General features: G+C 33.5%; 14 protein-coding genes. 9 read left to right on the top strand and 5 right to left on the bottom strand.

Features of this window, described 5'->3' with window-relative positions; genetic code table 11:
• Positions 1-193 precede the first annotated feature (193 nt).
• The 6 genes from P6733_RS15305 (at position 194) to clpX (ending at position 6,940) form a co-directional block, all read left to right on the top strand.
• A complete protein-coding gene (locus tag P6733_RS15305; protein ID WP_306353802.1) occupies positions 194-1,438 on the top strand; it encodes an OmpP1/FadL family transporter in 1,245 nt (414 codons plus the stop codon).
• 19 nt (positions 1,439-1,457) lie between these two features.
• The gene (locus P6733_RS15300; RefSeq protein WP_306353801.1) at positions 1,458-3,035 is read left to right on the top strand and encodes an SGNH/GDSL hydrolase family protein; all 1,578 of its coding nucleotides are present in this window, start codon (positions 1,458-1,460) and stop codon (positions 3,033-3,035) included.
• An 85-nt stretch (positions 3,036-3,120) separates the two neighbouring features.
• Complete coding sequence (locus P6733_RS15295) at positions 3,121-3,465, top strand: phage holin family protein (protein WP_306353800.1); 345 nt, start codon at positions 3,121-3,123, stop codon at positions 3,463-3,465.
• A 129-nt stretch (positions 3,466-3,594) separates the two neighbouring features.
• Positions 3,595-4,920, top strand: coding sequence for a trigger factor (tig, locus tag P6733_RS15290; RefSeq protein WP_306353799.1), 1,326 nt, complete (start codon positions 3,595-3,597; stop codon positions 4,918-4,920).
• Between the two features lie 86 nt (positions 4,921-5,006).
• A complete protein-coding gene (gene clpP / locus P6733_RS15285) occupies positions 5,007-5,681 on the top strand; it encodes an ATP-dependent Clp endopeptidase proteolytic subunit ClpP (protein ID WP_306353798.1) in 675 nt (224 codons plus the stop codon).
• Positions 5,682-5,707: 26 nt separating this feature from the next.
• On the top strand, positions 5,708-6,940 hold the full coding sequence (gene clpX / locus P6733_RS15280; RefSeq protein ID WP_306353797.1) for an ATP-dependent Clp protease ATP-binding subunit ClpX: 1,233 nt from the start codon (positions 5,708-5,710) through the stop codon (positions 6,938-6,940).
• Positions 6,941-7,000: 60 nt separating this feature from the next.
• Here clpX and P6733_RS15275 read toward each other — a convergent pair whose 3' ends face one another.
• Positions 7,001-8,524, bottom strand: a complete 1,524-nt coding sequence (locus P6733_RS15275; protein WP_306353796.1) for a GH3 auxin-responsive promoter family protein — start codon at positions 8,522-8,524, stop codon at positions 7,001-7,003.
• Between the two features lie 42 nt (positions 8,525-8,566).
• Between P6733_RS15275 and P6733_RS15270 the strand changes: the two genes are divergently transcribed.
• Positions 8,567-9,361 carry a DUF2797 domain-containing protein gene (locus P6733_RS15270; RefSeq protein WP_306353795.1) on the top strand — a complete coding sequence of 265 codons (795 nt, stop codon included), beginning with the start codon at positions 8,567-8,569 and terminating at the stop codon, positions 9,359-9,361.
• A 76-nt stretch (positions 9,362-9,437) separates the two neighbouring features.
• On the opposite strand, the gene P6733_RS15265 is transcribed toward P6733_RS15270, so the two are convergent.
• Together P6733_RS15265 and sppA are read right to left on the bottom strand one after the other, a co-directional pair.
• The gene (locus P6733_RS15265; RefSeq protein ID WP_306353794.1) at positions 9,438-12,044 is read right to left on the bottom strand and encodes an AsmA-like C-terminal region-containing protein; all 2,607 of its coding nucleotides are present in this window, start codon (positions 12,042-12,044) and stop codon (positions 9,438-9,440) included.
• A 101-nt stretch (positions 12,045-12,145) separates the two neighbouring features.
• Positions 12,146-13,918: a signal peptide peptidase SppA gene (gene sppA / locus P6733_RS15260; protein ID WP_306353793.1), complete on the bottom strand. Its 1,773-nt coding sequence runs from the start codon at positions 13,916-13,918 to the stop codon at positions 12,146-12,148.
• A 166-nt stretch (positions 13,919-14,084) separates the two neighbouring features.
• Between sppA and folK the strand changes: the two genes are divergently transcribed.
• Positions 14,085-15,224: a 2-amino-4-hydroxy-6-hydroxymethyldihydropteridine diphosphokinase gene (gene folK / locus P6733_RS15255; RefSeq protein ID WP_306353792.1), complete on the top strand. Its 1,140-nt coding sequence runs from the start codon at positions 14,085-14,087 to the stop codon at positions 15,222-15,224.
• A gap of 6 nt (positions 15,225-15,230) precedes the next feature.
• On the opposite strand, the gene P6733_RS15250 is transcribed toward folK, so the two are convergent.
• Both P6733_RS15250 and P6733_RS15245 read right to left on the bottom strand, forming a co-directional pair.
• Entirely contained in the window at positions 15,231-15,761 is a 531-nt protein-coding gene (locus tag P6733_RS15250; RefSeq protein WP_306353791.1) for an RNA methyltransferase, read from the bottom strand.
• A gap of 302 nt (positions 15,762-16,063) precedes the next feature.
• Positions 16,064-17,008 (bottom strand): helix-turn-helix domain-containing protein, encoded by a 945-nt coding sequence (locus P6733_RS15245; RefSeq protein ID WP_306353790.1) that lies wholly within the window; start codon positions 17,006-17,008, stop codon positions 16,064-16,066.
• A gap of 376 nt (positions 17,009-17,384) precedes the next feature.
• On the opposite strand from P6733_RS15245, the gene mutS reads away from it, so the two are divergent.
• Positions 17,385-19,952: a DNA mismatch repair protein MutS gene (gene mutS / locus P6733_RS15240; RefSeq protein ID WP_306353819.1), complete on the top strand. Its 2,568-nt coding sequence runs from the start codon at positions 17,385-17,387 to the stop codon at positions 19,950-19,952.
• Positions 19,953-20,024: the final 72 nt, after the last annotated feature.

Raw genomic sequence — 20,024 nt, 5'->3', positions numbered from 1 at the left:
CAATAAAAATGATAATCCCGTAATTTTTATAATGCTATTTTTAAGCCATTTTTATTATGTATGCATAATAAAATGAAATAAAATAGTATGAGTGCATAATAAAATGGTTAAAATTATTGTAAAATTCATATTTTGTTATAAATTTGAATATCGATTCTTTTTCGATTCTAACAAACAAACAAATTTTAACATTATGAGAAAACTGTTATCGTTAACTTTAATGACTTTTGCAACGTCAGTTGCAATTGCAGGAGGATATCGTGTAGCTCTTCAGGGTCAAAAACAATTGGCAATGGGGCATACGGGTGTTGCTGTGGTGAATAATGCCGAGGTTTTATTCTTTAATCCTGCGGGGATATCTTTTTTGGAAGATCGGTTTAACTTTTCTGTTGGAGGTAATGCTTTAGTTGCCAAGACAAAATTTCAGAATGAAACATACAATTGGAAAGCACATACAACAAACGTTGGGACACCTTTTAGTTTTTATGCAACATACAGAGCAACAGATTGGTTATCATTCGGTTTAGCAGTTTATACTCCTTATGGAAGTAGTGTTGAATGGGATCAAGATTGGCAAGGTTCTCATCTTGTAAATAATATTGATTTAAAAGCAATTTATGTACAGCCAACAATTGCTATTAAAGTAAACGAGAAGTTTAGTATTGGTGGTGGACCTATCTATGTAAATGGAGGGGTAAACTTTAATAGAAACTTGTCAAGAAGTTTAACAGATGAAACTGGTAATCGTTCAGATGTAACTATTGATGCACAAAGCGTATCGGCTTGGGGATATACAGTAGGTTTTATGTTTAATCCAACCGATAAATTGAGATTAGGATTTAACTACCGTTCAAAAATTACAATGGAAGCTCGTAATGGTGATGCTACATTCAATCACATTCCAGCGTATGCTCAAGGAACATTTACAAATACAACTTTTGATGCTGATCTACCTTTACCAGCAGAAATTACAGCAGGTTTGTCTTACCAGATTACAGATAAATGGTTAGTGGCTTTTGATTATAATAGAGCACAATGGGCAGCTTACAAAGCTTTAGTGGTAGATTTCCATAATAATGTACCAACATCAGTTAATCCAAGAAACTACAAAGATTCAAACACATACAGAATTGGTACACAGTATAAAGCAAGTGATAAATTTACATTTAGAGCAGGATGGTACAAAGATGAAAGTCCAGTACAAGACGGTTATTTTGCACCAGAAACGCCAAGAAATGACTCTATGGGGTATACAGGTGGTCTAACGTATCAAATTAATAAAAAATTTGGAGTTGACTTCTCATTCTTGTACTTACACTTTGATGAAACAAATAATTCTTATGATCATTTTGTTGAAGACGGACACGAAGTTTCTTTTGGAGGAACTTATAAATCAACAGTATTCTCTCCAGGTATCGGTGTATCGTACAGTTTCTAATTCTAAATAATAGTAAAAAATGAAAAATAAATATATATTTTTAGCACTTTTAGCGGCAGGATTCACAGCATGTACGCCAGAATTCGATAATCCTGTAGAGGATGGTAATTACAGTGCTGGTGAGGCTAATTTTACCTCATACGTAGCAGTTGGAAACTCATTAACAGCAGGTTATATGGATGGTACGGTTTCTAGATCTAGTCAATCGTATTCTTTTCCAAGTATATTGGCACAGCAGTTTGCAGTAGTTGGAGGAGGAGAGTTTACACAACCTTCTTATGCAGATGATGTGAATAATTTAGGAGGTTTAACATTAGGAGGGACTATTCTTGCTGGAACAAGATTAGTAATCGACGTTTCTGCTGGAGGTCCTGAAAACTTAGTAGGTACACCAACTATTGATATTTCACATTTACAAGCAAAAGCATTTAATAACATGGGAGTTCCAGGAGCGAAATCATTCCATTTATTAGCGCCTGGCTATGGTAGTTTAGCAGGAGTACAAACGGGTCAAGCAAATCCATATTTCGTGAGACACGCAACATCTGCAACAGCTACAGTTTTAGGAGATGCCATGACTAAAAATCCAACTTTCTTTACGAACTGGATTGGAAACAATGATATCTTAGCGTTTGCTACTTCTGGAGGAACTGGAGTAGATCAAACAGGAAATTTAAACCCTGCAACTTATGGGGCAAATGATATTACAGATCCAAATGTTTTCGCTAGTGCATACAGCACAATTGTAAATACTTTAACTTCAAATGGAGCTAAAGGAGTGGTAGCAACAATTCCAAATGTTACAACAATTCCTTTCTTTACAACAGTGCCTTATAATCCTTTAACAACTACAGTGTTAGGAGAAGGAAATCCTGCAACTGGAGTAGCTACAGTTCAAGCATTAAATGCACAGTTATACGGTCCTTTAAAACAAATATTGACGGCTTTAGGACAAGGAAATAGAATCAATTTATTGTCTACTACTGCACCAAACCCATTGTTGATTAAAGATGAGAACTTAACAAATTTAAGCGCTCAAATTACAGCAGTAGCTTCTACTATTCCACAATTAGCACCGTTAGCTACAGTTCTAGGACAAGTGTACGGCCAAGCAAGACAAGCAACAGCTTCAGATTTAGTATTGTTAACAACAAGAACAGCTATTGGAACAGCTCCTACAGCTCCAGTTCCGGCTCCGTTGAATAAATATGGAATTACATATCCATTAGAGGATAAACACATTCTGACTTCTGCTGAGATTACGTTAGTAAATACAGCTATGACAAGTTATAATAATACAATTAAATCAATCGCACTCTCTAAAAATTTAGCGGTAGCAGATATGAATGCCATCATGACACAACTAGTAAGTGGTTTAAGAACAGATGACGGTCAGATCTATACAAGCAATTATTTTGCAGGTACAGCGACATTAAGCACAGTATTATTCTCATTGGATGGTGTACATCCAAATGCAAGAGGATATGCAGTAATTTCTAATGAAATACTAAAAGTGATTAATGCACATTATAAATCAAAATTACCATTAGTAAGTGCAGCGGGTTATCCTGGGCCAACATTAGTACCAACTAATTAATGGATAAAAGAATATTTATTGGAAAAAGCACCGAGTAATCGGTGCTTTTTTTTTAAATTTATTAAAACATATAAAAATCTGAATTATGAAACTATTAATTAGAGTACTGTTAACAGCTGTTTTGGTCTATTTTATTGCAAATTTTCTTCCGGGAGTAACGGTAGATAGCTTTACTACGTCTATAATTGTAGCTGTAGTTTTGGGGTTATTAAATTTGTTTATCAAACCATTATTGGTGTTGTTTACATTGCCAGTGACTATTGTAACGTTTGGGTTGTTTCTATTAGTAATCAATGCAATTGTTATTATGCTGTGCGATAAGATTGTTGGGGGCTTTGGAGTAAGCTCATTTTGGACGGCTTTATGGTTCAGTATTTTGCTATCCGTTTTCCAGTCGATTATCTTCTCATTGATGAAAGAAAATCAATAATATGAATTAATATTTCAATTAAATTAAAGACTTAAATAGTTAATTGAAATTCAATAGATTAAAAAGTTGGTTGGGTTGTAAAAATATTATAATTTTGCAACCCAATTTTATAGTATAAAAAAAGTAGAAATGAATATCACAAGAGAACAACTAGATGCATTAAATGCGGTTGTAACTATAGCGGTTACTAAAGAAGATTATTCTAATCAAGTAGAGAAGGTTTTACTAGACTATCGTAAAAATGCAAGCATCCCTGGATTCAGAAAAGGTGCGGTGCCAATGAGTTTGATTCAAAAACAATATGGTAAAGCTGTACTTCTTGATGAAGTAAATAAAATATTACAAGACTCTTTAAATAATTATTTAAGAGAAGAAAAAATAGAAGTTTTAGGGAATCCATTACCAAAAATTAAAGAAGATTTTGATTGGGACGCGGATGATTATTCTTTTGAATTTGAATTAGGATTAGTTCCGGAATTTGAAGTTGATTTAGGTGCAAAAAATAAAATTGTAAAATATACAATTACTGCAGATGAAGATATGATCAACGAACAAGTTGTACGTATTCAAAAACAATATGGAAAAATGATCTCTAAAGATACTGTGGAAGCAGAAGATGATATTAGAGGTGTTTTTACAAATGAAGAAAAAGAAATCAACAGTGAAGCAACTTTCACATTAGATATTTTCAAAGATAAAAAAACAATCAAGAAATTTATTGGTAAAAAAGTTGGTGACGTTGTAACAATCGGAACAAAAGGACTTTTTGCTGATGATCACGATTTAATGAAATACTTGAATGTATCTCATGATGACGTTCATGGATTAGATGTTGACGTTAATTTCACAATTGAAGAAATTACGACAAGTGAGTTAGCTGAAATGAACCAAGAATTATTAGACAAATTATTCGGAGAAGGAAAAGTAACTTCTGTTGAAGAAGTAAAAGAAAAAATTAAAGAAGATGCTGAAAAGCAATTTGCTACTCAAGCAGATCAAAAATTCTTAAATGATGTAACAGAATCATTATTAGAGAATACAAAATTTGAGTTGCCAGCAACATTCTTGAAAAAATGGATTCAAACTGTAGGAGAGACTCCATTAACACCAGAACAAGCAGAAGAAGAATATGCAAAATCTGAAAACGGATTACGCTACCAATTGATCGAAGGAAAAATTATTACAGAGAATAACTTACAAATTACTTTTGATGATTTGAAAGCATATACTTCTGAAGTAATCAAAAAACAAATGGCTCAATTTGGTCAAATGAACCCAACAGATGCTGACGTTGAAAACATCGTTGCTAGAGTTTTATCTAACCAAGAAGAGGTGAAAAGACTTTCTGAGCAAGTGATGAGCGAAAAAATGGTAAGCCTTTTCAAAGAGAAAGTAAAAGTAAAAACCAAAGAGGTTACATACCAAAACTTTATTAAAGAATCTTACGGAGAATAAATTTTGTAAAAAATCAGTATATTTAGGGCGTCAAACTTTTTTAAGTAAGACGCTCTTTTCTGTTTAATATAAAACAAAAAAATACTATGAACTACGGTAAAGAATTTAAAAAATATGCTACTAAGCATCACGGAATAAACAACATGTATTACGATAAAATCGTAAGCCAAGTGACACCAGTAGGGATGACACCTTACATTATGGAAGAACGTCAAATGAATGTGGCACAATTAGATGTATTCTCTCGTTTAATGATGGACAGAATTATCTTTTTAGGAACAGGTATTGACGATCAAATTGCAAATATTGTACAAGCACAATTACTATTCTTAGAGAGTACAGATGCTTCAAAAGATATTCAAATCTACATTAACTCACCAGGAGGTGGAGTATATGCAGGTTTAGGTATTTATGATACAATGCAGTACATCAAACCAGATGTTGCTACAATTTGTACAGGTATTGCCGCTTCAATGGGAGCAGTATTATTATGTGCTGGAGCAGACGGAAAACGTTCGGCTTTACCACATTCAAGAGTTATGATTCACCAACCATTAGGTGGAGCACAAGGACAAGCATCTGACATCGAAATCACAACACGTGAGATTTTGAAATTGAAAGATGAATTGTATGAAATCATTGCCAAACACTCAAAACAAACGATTGAAAAAGTACACCATGACAGTGATCGTGATTACTGGATGAAAGCAGATGAAGCGAAAGTTTACGGAATGATTGATGAAGTATTAGTAAGAGGATAATTGTTTGTTGAGTTTAAAATAAAATTATGGCTAAAGAAGTATTAGAGTGTTCATTTTGTGGAAGGAAAAAGCCAGAAACTAGTTTATTGATTGCTGGAATCAATGCACATATTTGTGATAAGTGTATCGAGCAGGCACATGGAATTGTTTTAGAAGAATTAAAACAGACAAATAACTCTAGTTTGTTGACTGATCTAGTATTGAAAAAGCCAAAAGAAATTAGAGCTTTTCTAGATCAATATGTAATTGGGCAGGATCAAACCAAAAAAGTGATGTCAGTTGCTGTTTATAATCACTATAAACGTTTAATGCAACAACAGGAGGATGATGAAGTTGAAATAGAAAAAAGTAATATTCTGATGGTAGGTCAGACTGGTACAGGAAAAACATTGGTTGCGAAAACAATTGCAAAAATGTTGAATGTTCCATTGACTATTGTAGATGCTACAGTTTTGACAGAAGCAGGTTATGTAGGGGAAGATGTTGAAAGTATCTTAACGCGATTGTTGCAAGTGGCAGATTATGATGTTGAGAAAGCTGAAAGAGGAATTGTTTTTATTGATGAAATTGATAAAATTGCCCGTAAGAGCGATAATCCATCCATAACAAGAGATGTCTCTGGTGAAGGTGTACAACAAGCTTTATTGAAATTACTAGAAGGAACCGTTGTTAATGTACCGCCAAAAGGAGGTAGAAAACACCCAGACCAAAAGTTTATTGAAGTAAATACACAAAACATTTTATTCATTGCTGGTGGTGCTTTTGATGGAATTGAACGCGTAATTTCAAAACGTTTAAATCGTCAGGCAGTTGGATATAGTGCTTCAAAGAATGTAGATAATATTGATAAGGAAAACCTATTACAATACATCATACCAAAAGATATTAAAGATTTCGGATTGATTCCGGAGATCATCGGTAGATTACCTGTACTGACTCATATGGATCCTTTGGATAGAGCAACTTTAAGAGCAATCTTGACTGAACCTAAAAATGCTTTAATTAAACAATATACAAAGCTATTTGCAATGGATGATGTTGACTTTGAAATTACAGATGAAGCATTGGATTTTATTGTGGATAAAGCCTTAGAATACAAACTTGGAGCAAGAGGATTACGTTCATTGTGCGAAGCAATTTTAACCGATGCAATGTATGAACTACCAAGTTCGGAACATAAAAAATTAAGTATCGACCGCGATTATGCTGAAGATGCTGTAAATAAAAATATGTTACAACGTATGAAAGCAGTTTCATAAGGATTAAAAATAAAAAGCCCCGATACTTATCGGGGCTTTTTTTATGCAATTCACAGTCATTTAAACATTGGATAAATCCATGGCTTTTAACTGTTCCAAATAATTACGTTGATTCGATAACCTTGGGATTTTATGTTGACCACCTAGTTTATCATTATCTTTTAGCCAGTCATAAAATAAATTAGTTCGAGCAATATTGATAACCGGAGGGTTCAATGTCATATTGTTATAACGTTTGGCTTCATAATCAGAATTTAGAGATTGTAAGGTCTTATCTAATATCTGATTAAAGGCAAATTGATCTTTAGGAGATTTTCGGAATTCTATAATCCATTCGTGCGCACCCTTTTCTCTTCCTTCCATAAAAACGGGAGCAACAGTATAATCAGATACTTCGGCTTCTGTCTCATGACAAGCTTTGGCAATAGCCTGATCTGTGTTTTCGATGATTAATTCTTCCCCGAATACATTGATGTGATGTTTTGTTCTCCCAGTAATTTTTATACGATAAGGGTTCAGCGATGTGAAACGTACGGTATCACCAATTTGATAGCGCCATAGGCCAGCATTCGTTGTGATAACAATCGCATAATTCTTAAATAACTCTACTTCAGATAAACGTACTATCTTTTGATCAGGAGTTCCATACGTATCCATAGGAATGAATTCATAGAAGATACCATAATCAAGCATCAGTAATAATTCGGAAGAATTATTCAAATCTTGAATCGCAAAGAAACCTTCCGAAGCATTGTAAATTTCATAATAGTTGAAAGATGTGCTTGGGATTATTTTTTTGTATTGTTCACGATAAGGATCAAAACTGACACCGCCATGGAAATAGACTTCCAGATTTGGCCATATTTCTAATAAGTTTCCTTTGCCAGTTTCTTCCAATGTTTTGTTTAGTAAAACAAGCATCCACGATGGTACACCGGCAAAACTGGTTACGTTTTCCTGAATAGTTTCTCTAACGATAGCAGAGAGTTTGGTTTCCCATTCGCTCATCAAGGAAACCTTATTACTTGGTGTACTACTAAATTCAGCCCAAATAGGCATGTTTTCAATAAGTATAGCCGATAAATCACCGAAGAAACTATTGTTATCCTCATAGAGTTGCTTGCTACCACCTAAACGAAGGCTTTTCCCAGTGAATAATTGCGATTCTTCATTATTGTTGAGGTATAAGCACAATAAATCTTTTGCAGCCTTGTAATGGCAGTTTTCAAGAGCTTCATTGCTTACAGGAATGAATTTGCTTTTTGCATTAGTTGTACCACTCGATTTTGCAAACCATTTAATTGGCGTTGGCCAAAAAACATTTTGTTCCCCTTTACGGGTAAGTTCAATAGAAGGCTCTAAATCCTCATAAGTAGATACAGGAAGTCGCTCGGTAAAAGTCTGATAAGATTTAATCGATTCAAAGTCATACTGTTTGCCAATTACAGTGCTTTCGGCAGTGCGAATTAAACTCAATAATAGTTCTTCTTGTACCTCATTTGGATATTTGATAAATAATTCGATTTGGTGAATTCGTTTTTTTAGTATCCAAGATGCAATTGAATTGATTATTGGTAATGCCATATTTCTCTTATCTTTATGCCATAAAAATAACAAATTTTATTCATGCAATACGAAGGAGTACTCACAAAAATGCAAACTGAGTTTGGAAATCCTATTCAATACTACTTAGTTTTTGAAAATAGCTTTTTGAATGTCAATCAATTATTAAATAAAGAGATTGAGATTAACTTTCTGAAATATCAATGTTTGAATTGTGGGAAGACAAAAAAGATTTTCAGACAAGGATTTTGTTACGATTGTTACAATAGTAGTGCACAAGTAGGAGACTGGATTTTTAGACCTGAATTAAGCACTGCGCACTTAGGAATCGAAGATCGAGATTTGGCTTATGAGGAAAAAGTACAATTACAACCTCATATTGTTTATTTAGCTTCCTCTAGTGAAGTGAAAGTAGGAGTGACTAGGAAAACACAGATTCCAACACGATGGATTGATCAAGGGGCAACAGAAGCAATTGCTATTGTAGAAGTTCCAAATCGCTATTTGGCAGGAATATCTGAAATTGCATTAAAAGATCATTTTGTTGATAAAACCAATTGGCGCAAGATGCTACAAAATGATATTGTAAAAGCGGACTTGTATGCAGAACGATTGAAGCTAGTGGAATTTTTACCAGAAGAAGTCAGAGGTTATTTTAATCCAAATTTCATTGACCATTTTGAGTTTCAGTATCCCGTATTACAATATCCAAAAAAGATCAACAGTTTGAATTTAGACAAGACACCATATTTTAAAGGCAAGCTGATGGGGGTGAAAGGACAATATTTGCTTTTTGAAGATGGAACCGTATTTAATATTCGAAATTCAGAAGGATACGTGGTTAGTATCGCGGTATAATATGAGCCACTTATAAACATAAAAAACCTACAGAACAAATGTGCTCTGTAGGTTTTATGATTTAAAATACGTGTATTTATTCTTTCTTCTTCTTGCTAAAGAGTCCTTTAAGAGCGTCAGAAGCTTTTGTTTTTATATCCTCATTAGGAGCAGTTTTAGTGGTGTCAGCTGGTTTTTTACCACCCAATAAATTACCCAAAGCATTCGTTCCTTGATTAATCAACTTGTCTTTTTGCTTACTAACCAATTGTGTGGTCACATTAGTTACAGCCTTAGTAAGATCTGTGTTCACTTTTGGACTTTTGAAATTACCGGTCAGATTTGCTGTAATCGGTACGCTAATTTTATCAGCTTCATTAGGATTTAATGAACCCAATAATTTAGTAACATCACTACCCAAGTATTTTGCAGGTACATCAAATTTGATATCATAATTCATGTTTTGATCAAAACCATGTTGTCCGCCAATGTTTACTTTGATATCCTGATATTTAATATCGAAAGGTTTTACATTTACCTTTCCATCACTAAACGTAAGGTGTGTTTTCAGATCATTTAAATTTACTTTTTTCAAATCAATAAATTTTAAATTAGAACCCAATGCATTTAAAACATTAGAATTATTTGCATTTATTGTTGTGGAAAGTAATTGCGCTAACATATCTCCTGAAATTGTTTTTAAATCAGGTGTCATTTCTTTGCTGTCCAATTTACCAGATAATTTAATCGTAGAGTTCATTTTACCATTAATCACATTGGCAATTGGAGCAATTGATTTTAGCATATCAAGCTGGGTGAATGATTGTGCAATATCAAAAGAATTAATACCTAAATCCATATTAAACGTAGGCGTTGCTTCTTTTGTAGAAACTGATCCATTTACGGCGACCTGTCCTCCAAATATTGAACTTTTTAAGTTTTCCAACTTCACAGCTTCATCTTTAATGATCATTTTTCCTGAAACATCTTTCAATGTTAAGTTATCATAGAGTACCGTATTGGCTGTGGCAGTTAAAGTGCAATTTAAGAATTTTGGGATTTTTACAGCATCTTTGGAAGCAGTAGCTTTTGTTCCTGTTTTTTCTGTATCACCCTTCTCCGTTGTTTTTGCAGGCTCGGCTTTGGTCATGAAATCAGCCACTGCAAATTGATTGGATTTTAAATCAAAATTACCTTTCAACTCTTGTTTTTTGAATAAGAAACCATAGAAGTTGTCCAGTACTCCTGTTACCTTTAAATCGGTCTTCCCAGTGGTAGCATCCAATTGTTGTAAATTGATGCGAGAAGGCGTGAATTGAACTGTAGCTTGATTGATGTTGATTGCTTTATTAGTATCATCCACATATTTGAATTGTGATAAATTCATTGTACCCGAATTTTGAATATTCTGATACTGATTCGTTTCAACAGATTTCATGTCAAATTTGGTCACCACATCCGCTTTCAAAATACCAGTCAATGGTTTGTCTAATTTGATTGGGTAAGCTTTAGATAGGTTGGCAAGATTAATAACACCATTTAACGAGGCATCTACTAAAGCATTTTCGCTTAGATTTCGAATGTTTGCTTTGGCATTAAATATATCTTGATCAATTTTGAAAGATAATTTATTCAAGTTGACATACGTATCATTCATTTTCCCAGTTTCGTTAATGATTTTTGTATCGATAATGATATTCGTTACAGATTTTGGTAAATCAGGATATTTGAAAGAAGCATTGTTTGAAGCAATAGCAACATTAAATTTTGGGACAGTAGTGTCACTTAATAAACCATTTGCTTTTCCTGCAATCGTAAAATCTCCAGTCGTTTGAACCTTGTCTAAATTTCCTGCATAAGCAGAAGGAATAACGCCTAAGAAATTTTTGAAAGATGAGGTAGGTGTTTTGAAAGTCAAATTGTATTCTTGACCTGCTTCTACCATTTGAATAGAACCATCAAATTCTAAAGGCAATTGGTTAATTAAAGCTTTGTTTTCTTTAAATGTATAAAGACTTTTATCCAAGTCAATCCCTAGAATAGCGTCCAATGTAATTGGAATATTTTTCATGAAATTGGTTTGATCCATATCCAATGAAACGGTTGCTGTGGTTTGTGTTGTTAAATCCAATTTGGAAGCGGCAAAGTCACCCTTTCCTTTATGGTTTAATTGATCGATAACCATTTTTATTTTAGAAGTCTCATCGTAGTATTTGATTTTGAAATTCTCAATGGCATAATCCTGTATATTTAAAGCTAGTGGATCATCACTTTTCCCATCGTCTTTTCCTTCCTCTTTTTTGATTGCGATATCGTAGTTCGCAACACCATCTTTGTTGACATGAATATTAACCAACCCATTTTTAGAATGAACAGACTTGATATTCATTGCTTCGGTTTTACTTTTCCATAGCTCTTTAACCGACATCTTTAAGTTTAACTCGTCAAAGTATACCAAGGTATCGCCTTTAAAAGGTGCTTTATTGATGATACTTAAATGATCAATAGTTACATTGGCTTGAGGAAAACTTTTAAGTAAACTCAAATCTACCGCATCAAAAGCCACAGTAGCATCTACATTTTTGTTGATCGATTCAACAATCATTTCTTTGATCTTGTCCTTGAAGAGAAAAGGAATTGAGGCTAATGCAATGATGCTTACCAATAGAAAGATGCCTACTCCAATTAGAATTTTCTTTAACATAGGTTTAGTTTTAGTCAATTTATAATAATAAAAAATGGGTTGAAAAGACTCCAACCCATTTAGTTATGCAAAAATCTTGCCTTTTGTTAAAATTAGTGTTTTTAATTGATATTTATCTCAAAAGGCATTAAAGTTTGTAATCCTTTTTGACTGCTTAAACGTCTCATTTGTTGAATTACAAGATAATTCTCTTCACCAATTTCTTCTTTGATGAATTCTTCCTTTGTTTTAGAAAAAGGAGAACCACTAAGATTACTTAAGATTCCTTGGAAATCTTTCTCGTATTCTGGGAAATTGATTGTTTTGTATTCTTTGATTTTGGCCATAGTTGCAGCTTCTTTAATAGCAGCATCCAATCCTCCAATTTTATCGATTAATCCAATTTTGATTGCATCGGCACCAGTCCAAACTCGACCTTGCGCAATAGCATCTACTTGATCAAATGTCATATTACGACCTTTAGCAACACGGTTTACAAAAGTAGTATAGATGTTCTCAATACTTTCTTGAACAACCTCTTTGTAATTTTCATCTAAAGGTTTGAAAATGCTGTATCCTGCAGAATTCTCATGTGTTTTTACTACTTCGGTATGGATACCAAGCTTATCCGTTAATCCAGTTACATTTGGGAGAGTTCCAAAAACACCAATTGATCCCGTGATTGTATTCGGTTCTGCAAAAATCTTATTGGCATTACAAGCAATATAATACCCTCCAGACGCTGCTAAGTTCCCCATAGATACGATAACTGGTTTTGTCTTTTTTGCCAATTCTATTTCTCTCCAGATTAATTCTGAAGTTAAAGCACTTCCTCCTGGAGAATCGATACGCAATACAATCGCTTTAATATCTTTGTCTTTGCTGGCTTCTTGTAATGATCTTCTCATAGATCCTTCTCCAATAACATTTACATCACCCTCGCCGCCAAGAATAACACCTTGTGCATAAATAATAGCAATGTTACCATCTTTTCCACTTTCACCTTTAGAAGTTAAAGCAATATCGGAGACATAATCTAAAATGTCAATTACATTATAGTCGTCTTTTTGATCCACTTTTAATGCCTTTTTAATTCCAGCATGGTATTCATCTTCATATCCAATTTTATCAATTAGATGTTTTGATTTTGCCATTTCCGGTGTGCGGGCAGATAAATGATCAGCATATGAATTTAAGCTATCCAAAGATATTTTTCTACTGATAGAAATATCCTGAGCCATAGAATTCCAAACCGATTTCAGTAATACCGAAATTTGTTCTCTATTCTCTGGACTCATTTCGTTAGCCAAGTATGGTTCAACAGCACTTTTGTATTTTCCATGGCGAATCACTTCCATTTTTAAACCTGATTTATCCTGGAAATCTTTGTAGTACATCATCTCCGAAGACAATCCTTTAAAGTCTAATTCTCCAATTGGATTCAGGTATACGGTATCGGCAATAGAATTTAAATAATACTCTTTCTGTGAATAAGCATTCGAATAAGAAACTACGAATTTTCCTGATTTTTTAAAATCAATTAATTGATCACGCAGTGCTTTACTCTGTGCCATTCCTAGCATTGTTGAGGTATTTAATAAAGAGATACCTTTAATTTTTTTATCTGTTTTTGCTATTGCAATGGCGTTAATGACATCAGATAAACCATTAGTTTCCTCTGAGTTCAGAAAGCTGTAGTCTTCATAGATGAATTTTCCAGCATAATCGTTGGTAACTTTATCAAGATTTAATTCAATAACAGAATTGTCTTTTACAATGACCGATTTTGAACTTCCTCCAAAAATGGCACCGATGATAATAATTCCAAAAAACAATAACATTAAAAAAATGAACAGCCCTATTATTGTGGCTAATACGTTTCCTAAAAATTTCATACGCTTTTTTATTTATAAGTAGTGTAATGTCTATAAAAGTTACAATAATGTTTTTTAAATATTCCTTAAAAGAGAAAAAAAATTAAAAACAGAATAAAAAAATTTATCAACAGTCCTTGCAAATATACCGTTTTTCTAATTTTCTTTTAGTTAATTTGCCCTTAATATGAAGGAGCAAAATAGAGTAGTTTTATCAATAGGAAGCAATCAAGGGGATCGACTAAACGTTATAGAACAATGTATTAAATTGATTCAGAGGGAAGTCGGTACAGTTGTCGACGTGTCCAGAATATATGAAACTCCAGCTTGGGGTTTTGAAAGCGAGCCTTTTTTGAATTGCGCTATACTTCTTCATTCCTACAAATCGGCTCAAAATATTTTAGAGGATGTGCTGAATGTTGAAAAACAATTAGGACGAATCCGAAAAATTTCACCAGAATACCAAGCCAGAATTATTGATGTTGATGTAATCACTTTTAATGAAGATGTTATTATTACAGATACATTAATTGTGCCACATCCACACATGCAAAACAGACTTTTTGTTTTGTTACCGATGCAAGATTTGAAAATGGATTGGACCCATCCGAAATTGCAAAAAACAGTTACTCAGTTAGTCGTAGAGTCGAATGATGCAAGTGAATGTAAAGTATTTAAAGTAGTAAAAAAACCACTTGAGGAATATCAATTTGTACACTACAATTATATTGCAATAGAAGGGAATATTGGGGCAGGAAAAACGACTTTGGTCAATAAAATAGCCGATGACTTTAATGCAAAAACAGTTTTGGAACGTTTTGCAGATAATCCTTTTCTGCCGAAATTCTATAAAGATCAGAATCGCTATGCTTTCTCCTTGGAAATGTCTTTTCTCGCAGATCGATACCAACAGTTATCAGACGATTTAGCGCAATTCGATTTATTTAAAGATTTTATCGTAGCAGATTACCACATTTTTAAATCACTGATTTTTGCTAAAGTAACATTGACAGAAGATGAATACCGACTGTACAGAAAATTATTTGATATCATCTATAAAGAAATGCCAAAACCAGATTTGTATGTCTACTTGTACCAAAATACAGATCGTTTGCTGCAAAATATAAAAACAAGAGGTAGAGAATACGAAAAAGATATTGCACCCGATTACTTAGAGCGTATTAATCAAGGATATTTAGACTACATCAAATCTCAAACAAATTTGAACGTTTTGATTATCGATATGTCTGAAAAAGACTTTGTTGAAAACCACGAAGATTATCTTTTTGTTCTCGATGCTATTCAGAATAAAATAAAAGACAGTTAATTCGAATTAGAAACGCATCTTTTGGAATAAATCCCATACAACAATCCCCGCGCTTACTGAAATATTCAAGGAGTGTTTTGTTCCTAATTGTGGAATTTCAATAGAACCGTCACAAAGTGCCACTGCTTCTTGAGAAACTCCTTTTACCTCATTCCCAAAAACAAGCGCGTACTTTTGATTTTCAGCAGGAACAAAGTTTTGTAAAAATACAGCACTCTCTACTTGTTCAATAGCTAATACTATTACCTTTTCTTGCTGTAATTGAGCAATTACGTCTAATACATTTTCAGAATATTCCCAAGCCACAGTATCTGTAGCGCCTAAGGCCGTCTTGTGAATTTCTTTGTTTGGAGGAGTTGCAGTAATACCACACAGATAGATTTTTTCCAATAGAAAAGCATCAGCAGTTCTAAAAACTGAACCAATATTGTGAAGACTACGGATATCATCCAATATGATTGTGATTGGAGTTTTGTCAGCATTTTTAAACTCTTCAATGTTTTTTCGATCCAGTTCGGCGTTCTCTAATTTTCTCATGGTGCAAAGATAAGAAACGAAAATAGCTGAAGAAACTCCAAGATAAATTTTATTGAGACTTCGAAAAGAAATAATCAATTTGAACAGTATGAATAATTGGTCATGATTACCAACTTATGGAACTTTTTAACAAGAAATAGAGGAGTAAATTTGTAATAATAAGATTTAAGAATGTTTAAGTAATAGATTAAAAGAATCGTGTTGTCATGTTTACAAAATTGATTTTCAGTGAAAAAACAATCTTAATAATAGTTTAGAAGTAATATGCAGATTGAAGGTTGAAAATTCCATTCTTATATAGATTATTTGTGGGGAATCTCGGGGGAGTTAGCAGATTTTCGAAATAAAGAAGGAGTTATACCACAGTTTTTCTTAAAGAAGCGACTGAAGTGTGTAATATCATTAAAGTTCAGTAAATATGAAATTTCCTTTATGGTTTTTGAGGTATATTTCAATTGATACCGAGCCTCTTGAATAACACGAAAATGAATCATGGATAACGCAGTTTGACCTGTTTCAGTTTTCACAATTTCGCTCAAGTATTTAGGACTAATTGTTAAAAGATCTGCATATTCTTTTACAGTTTTGGAAGTGCGAAAATGTTTATCGATAAGTTCTTGGTATTGACGAATCAATTGTTCACCTCTTGGAAGTGAAGATTCGAGGGGAAAAGGATCTTCAATACACAATCTGTTAATTCGATATAACAATTCGATAAGCATATTGATTAGAATATTACGGCTAAAGAATTGATCAAGGTTGTATTCGTCATTAATGCGGCCATACAAATCATACATAGTGTCGAAGCTATTCTCATCCAATTGAAAATAAGGAGGATATTTTGGGCTTAACAGTAAAAGTTGCTCAATTATGTCAGAAGAAATAGGAGTGTCAATGAAAAAAGAAGGTAAGAATGTGATGACTAAACAATGAATATCAGTACTCACATCAAAAAATACCTGCTGTTGATTAGGTCTTGTAATGTGGATGGAATGCGGTGTGATATTAAAGGTATGTGGTCCTGAAGTTTTGGTGTAGCTACCCTTAATGCATAAAATGATAGAGTAGGATTCCGTTTTGAAAGGAATATTTTCTTTGATATTGTTTTTTATTTCAAACAGTAATAAATCGTTATTATAATTTGAAATTGGATTTTTTTGTCCAAAGGAAGAATCGGTAGTGTTATTTTCTATGAATAGTGCATGAGCCTCTTCCGTATTTAAAATGTGCTTTTTTTTCGCATTCATCGCGTTCAGTTTGGTTATAAATATGGGGGGAGAGAACTTCTTTTTATCAAAATATATACCACAAATGTTAAATGTTTGAAATTAAGTATAAAAATAAGACTAGTATTCAGGTTTTAGTGCTGAATATAATATGATATTGATGCAACTTTGTTTTTAATTGTTTTTTATCTAAACCAACAAAAGTGATTTTTTTGTTGGTTTTTTTTATGAATTAACCTCCAAGAGAAATATACTTTTAAAGTCTTTAGCCAGATAAGACTACTGATTTCCCGCATTTTTTTTTAACTTCGCAACATATACTAATGCGTTAAAAATACACGTTGTGGCTAAGAAATCTACTTCCAATACGGACAAAGCACCCAAAGAAACACCATTAATGAAACAATACAACACGATAAAGGCGAAATACCCTGATGCGTGTTTATTATTTAGAGTAGGGGATTTTTATGAAACCTTTGGAGAAGATGCGATACGTGCTTCCAAAATTTTAGGAATCGTTTTAACGAAAAGAGGAGCAGGGTCGGAAACTGAAACGGCACTGGCAGGTTTTCCTCACCACTCCTTAAATACCTACTTACCAAAATTGGTAAAGGCGGGACTTCGTGTGGCGATATGTGATCAGTTGGAAGATCCAAAAATGACTAAAACGATTGTGAAGCGTGGTGTGACAGAATTGGTTACCCCTGGAGTTTCGATGAATGATGAGGTGTTACAATCAAAGTCAAATAACTTCTTAGCATCCGTTTATTTTGGAAAGAAAACAGTAGGGATCTCTTTTCTAGATGTTTCTACAGGAGAGTTTCTTACGGCACAAGGAAATGAAGAGTATATTGATAAATTATTGCAAAATTTTGGGCCTAGTGAAGTATTAGTACCAAAACAAAATAAGAATGATTTTAAAACGCATTTTGGCGAAAACCATCATACCTTTTACTTGGAAGATTGGATTTATAAGCAAGATTATGCTTTTGAAACGCTAACAAATCATTTTCAAACCAATTCTTTAAAGGGGTTTGGAATAGAGGAATTGGCTGAAGGAATCATTGCCTCTGGAGCGATTTTATATTATCTATCCGAAACACAACATAATAAGTTACAACACATCAGTACTATTAATCGTATAGCTGAAGATGCTTACGTTTGGATGGATCGTTTTACTATTCGTAATCTAGAGTTGTATTACAGTACAGCGCAAAATGCTGTCACGCTTTTGGATGTAATTGACAGGACACTATCCCCTATGGGAGGTCGATTGTTAAAACGCTGGTTAGCCTTACCATTGAAGGATATTCATAAAATTAGAGATCGCCATCAAGTGGTAACCTATTTTAAAGATAATCCAGAAGTATTACAAAAAATTCAATATCAGATTAAGCAGATTTCAGATTTAGAACGTCTAATTTCTAAAATTGCTGCGGGCAAAGTAAGTCCTAGAGAAGTAGTTTATCTGAAAGACTCTTTGGATGCAATTATTCCCATAAAAACACTAGCCTTAGAAAGTCCAAATCCATCAGTAAAAGCGATTGGAGATAAGTTGGAAAGCTGTGAATTGCTGCGTGAAAAAATAAAAACAACACTAAATCAGGATGCGCCGGTAGCTATTGCAAAAGGAAATGCTATTGCAACAGGAATTAATCAAGAGTTAGATGAATTGCGTAGTATTGCTTTTTCTGGAAAAGAATATTTGGAAGGAATAGAAGTTAGAGAATCACAGAGAACAGGTATTACTTCGTTGAAAATATCATTTAATAATGTTTTTGGATACTATATAGAAGTTCGAAACACACACAAAGATAAAGTTCCGCCAGAATGGATTAGAAAACAAACGCTAGTAAATGCAGAACGATATATCACGGAGGAACTGAAAGAATACGAAACAAAAATACTAGGTGCCGAAGATAAAATTCATCAATTAGAAGGACAGTTGTTTGAGCAATTGGTCGGATGGATTACAGGATATATTAAACAAGTTCAGTTGAATGCTAGTTTAGTAGCGCAGTTAGACTGTTTGACTTCGTTTACGCAGTTGGCAATAGAGAACAAATATGTTTGCCCAACGTTGGAAGAAAGCTTCGAATTGGATATCAAAAATGGAAGACATCCTGTTATTGAAAAACAATTACCAGTTGGAGTTCCCTATATTGCAAATGATGTATACTTAGATAATGTAACTCAGCAATTAATCATGATTACGGGGCCTAACATGTCTGGTAAGTCGGCGATATTACGTCAAACGGCTTTAATAGTACTGTTGGCTCAGATGGGGTCTTTTGTGCCGGCAGAAAGTGTTAGAATGGGTGTGATCGATAAAATTTTCACACGTGTTGGTGCTTCAGATAATATTTCGATGGGTGAATCTACCTTTATGGTTGAAATGAACGAAACGGCTTCCATTCTAAATAACTTATCCGATCGCAGTTTGGTTTTATTGGATGAGATAGGAAGAGGAACCAGTACCTATGATGGAATATCTATAGCATGGGCTATTGCAGAGTTTTTACATGAACATTCTGGAAGACCAAGAACACTATTTGCAACACACTATCATGAATTAAATGAAATGTCGGATATTCTGGAACGTATTCAGAATTACAATGTAGCGGTAAAAGAATTGAAAGACACCGTTCTGTTTGTTCGAAAATTAGTCAAAGGAGGAAGTGAGCATAGTTTTGGTATTCATGTGGCTAAAATGGCAGGAATGCCTCAAACCGTAATTCAGAAAGCGCAAAAACTTTTGAAGAAACTAGAAAAAGACCATTCAGGAGAAGCATTAAATGGAATTAAGTCGGAAAAAGAAGAAATGCAATTGAGTATTTTTAATATGGATGATCCATTGTTGGAAGAAATAAAAGAAGAAATACTAAGTTTAGACATCAATACCTTAACACCAGTAGAGGCTTTAATGAAGCTGAATGAGATAAAAAGGATGCTTACGAAGAAATAAATTAATATTTCAGAAAAAATATTTGGGTTTAATATTAACGTTATCAGAAAGTTATATTTTTAGGTAAATTTT

Origin of the sequence: Flavobacterium aerium (assembly GCF_030766725.1) — a bacterium.
Taxonomy (GTDB): Bacteria; Bacteroidota; Bacteroidia; order Flavobacteriales; family Flavobacteriaceae; genus Flavobacterium; species Flavobacterium aerium.
This window is presented reverse-complemented; position numbering and strand designations above follow the sequence as displayed.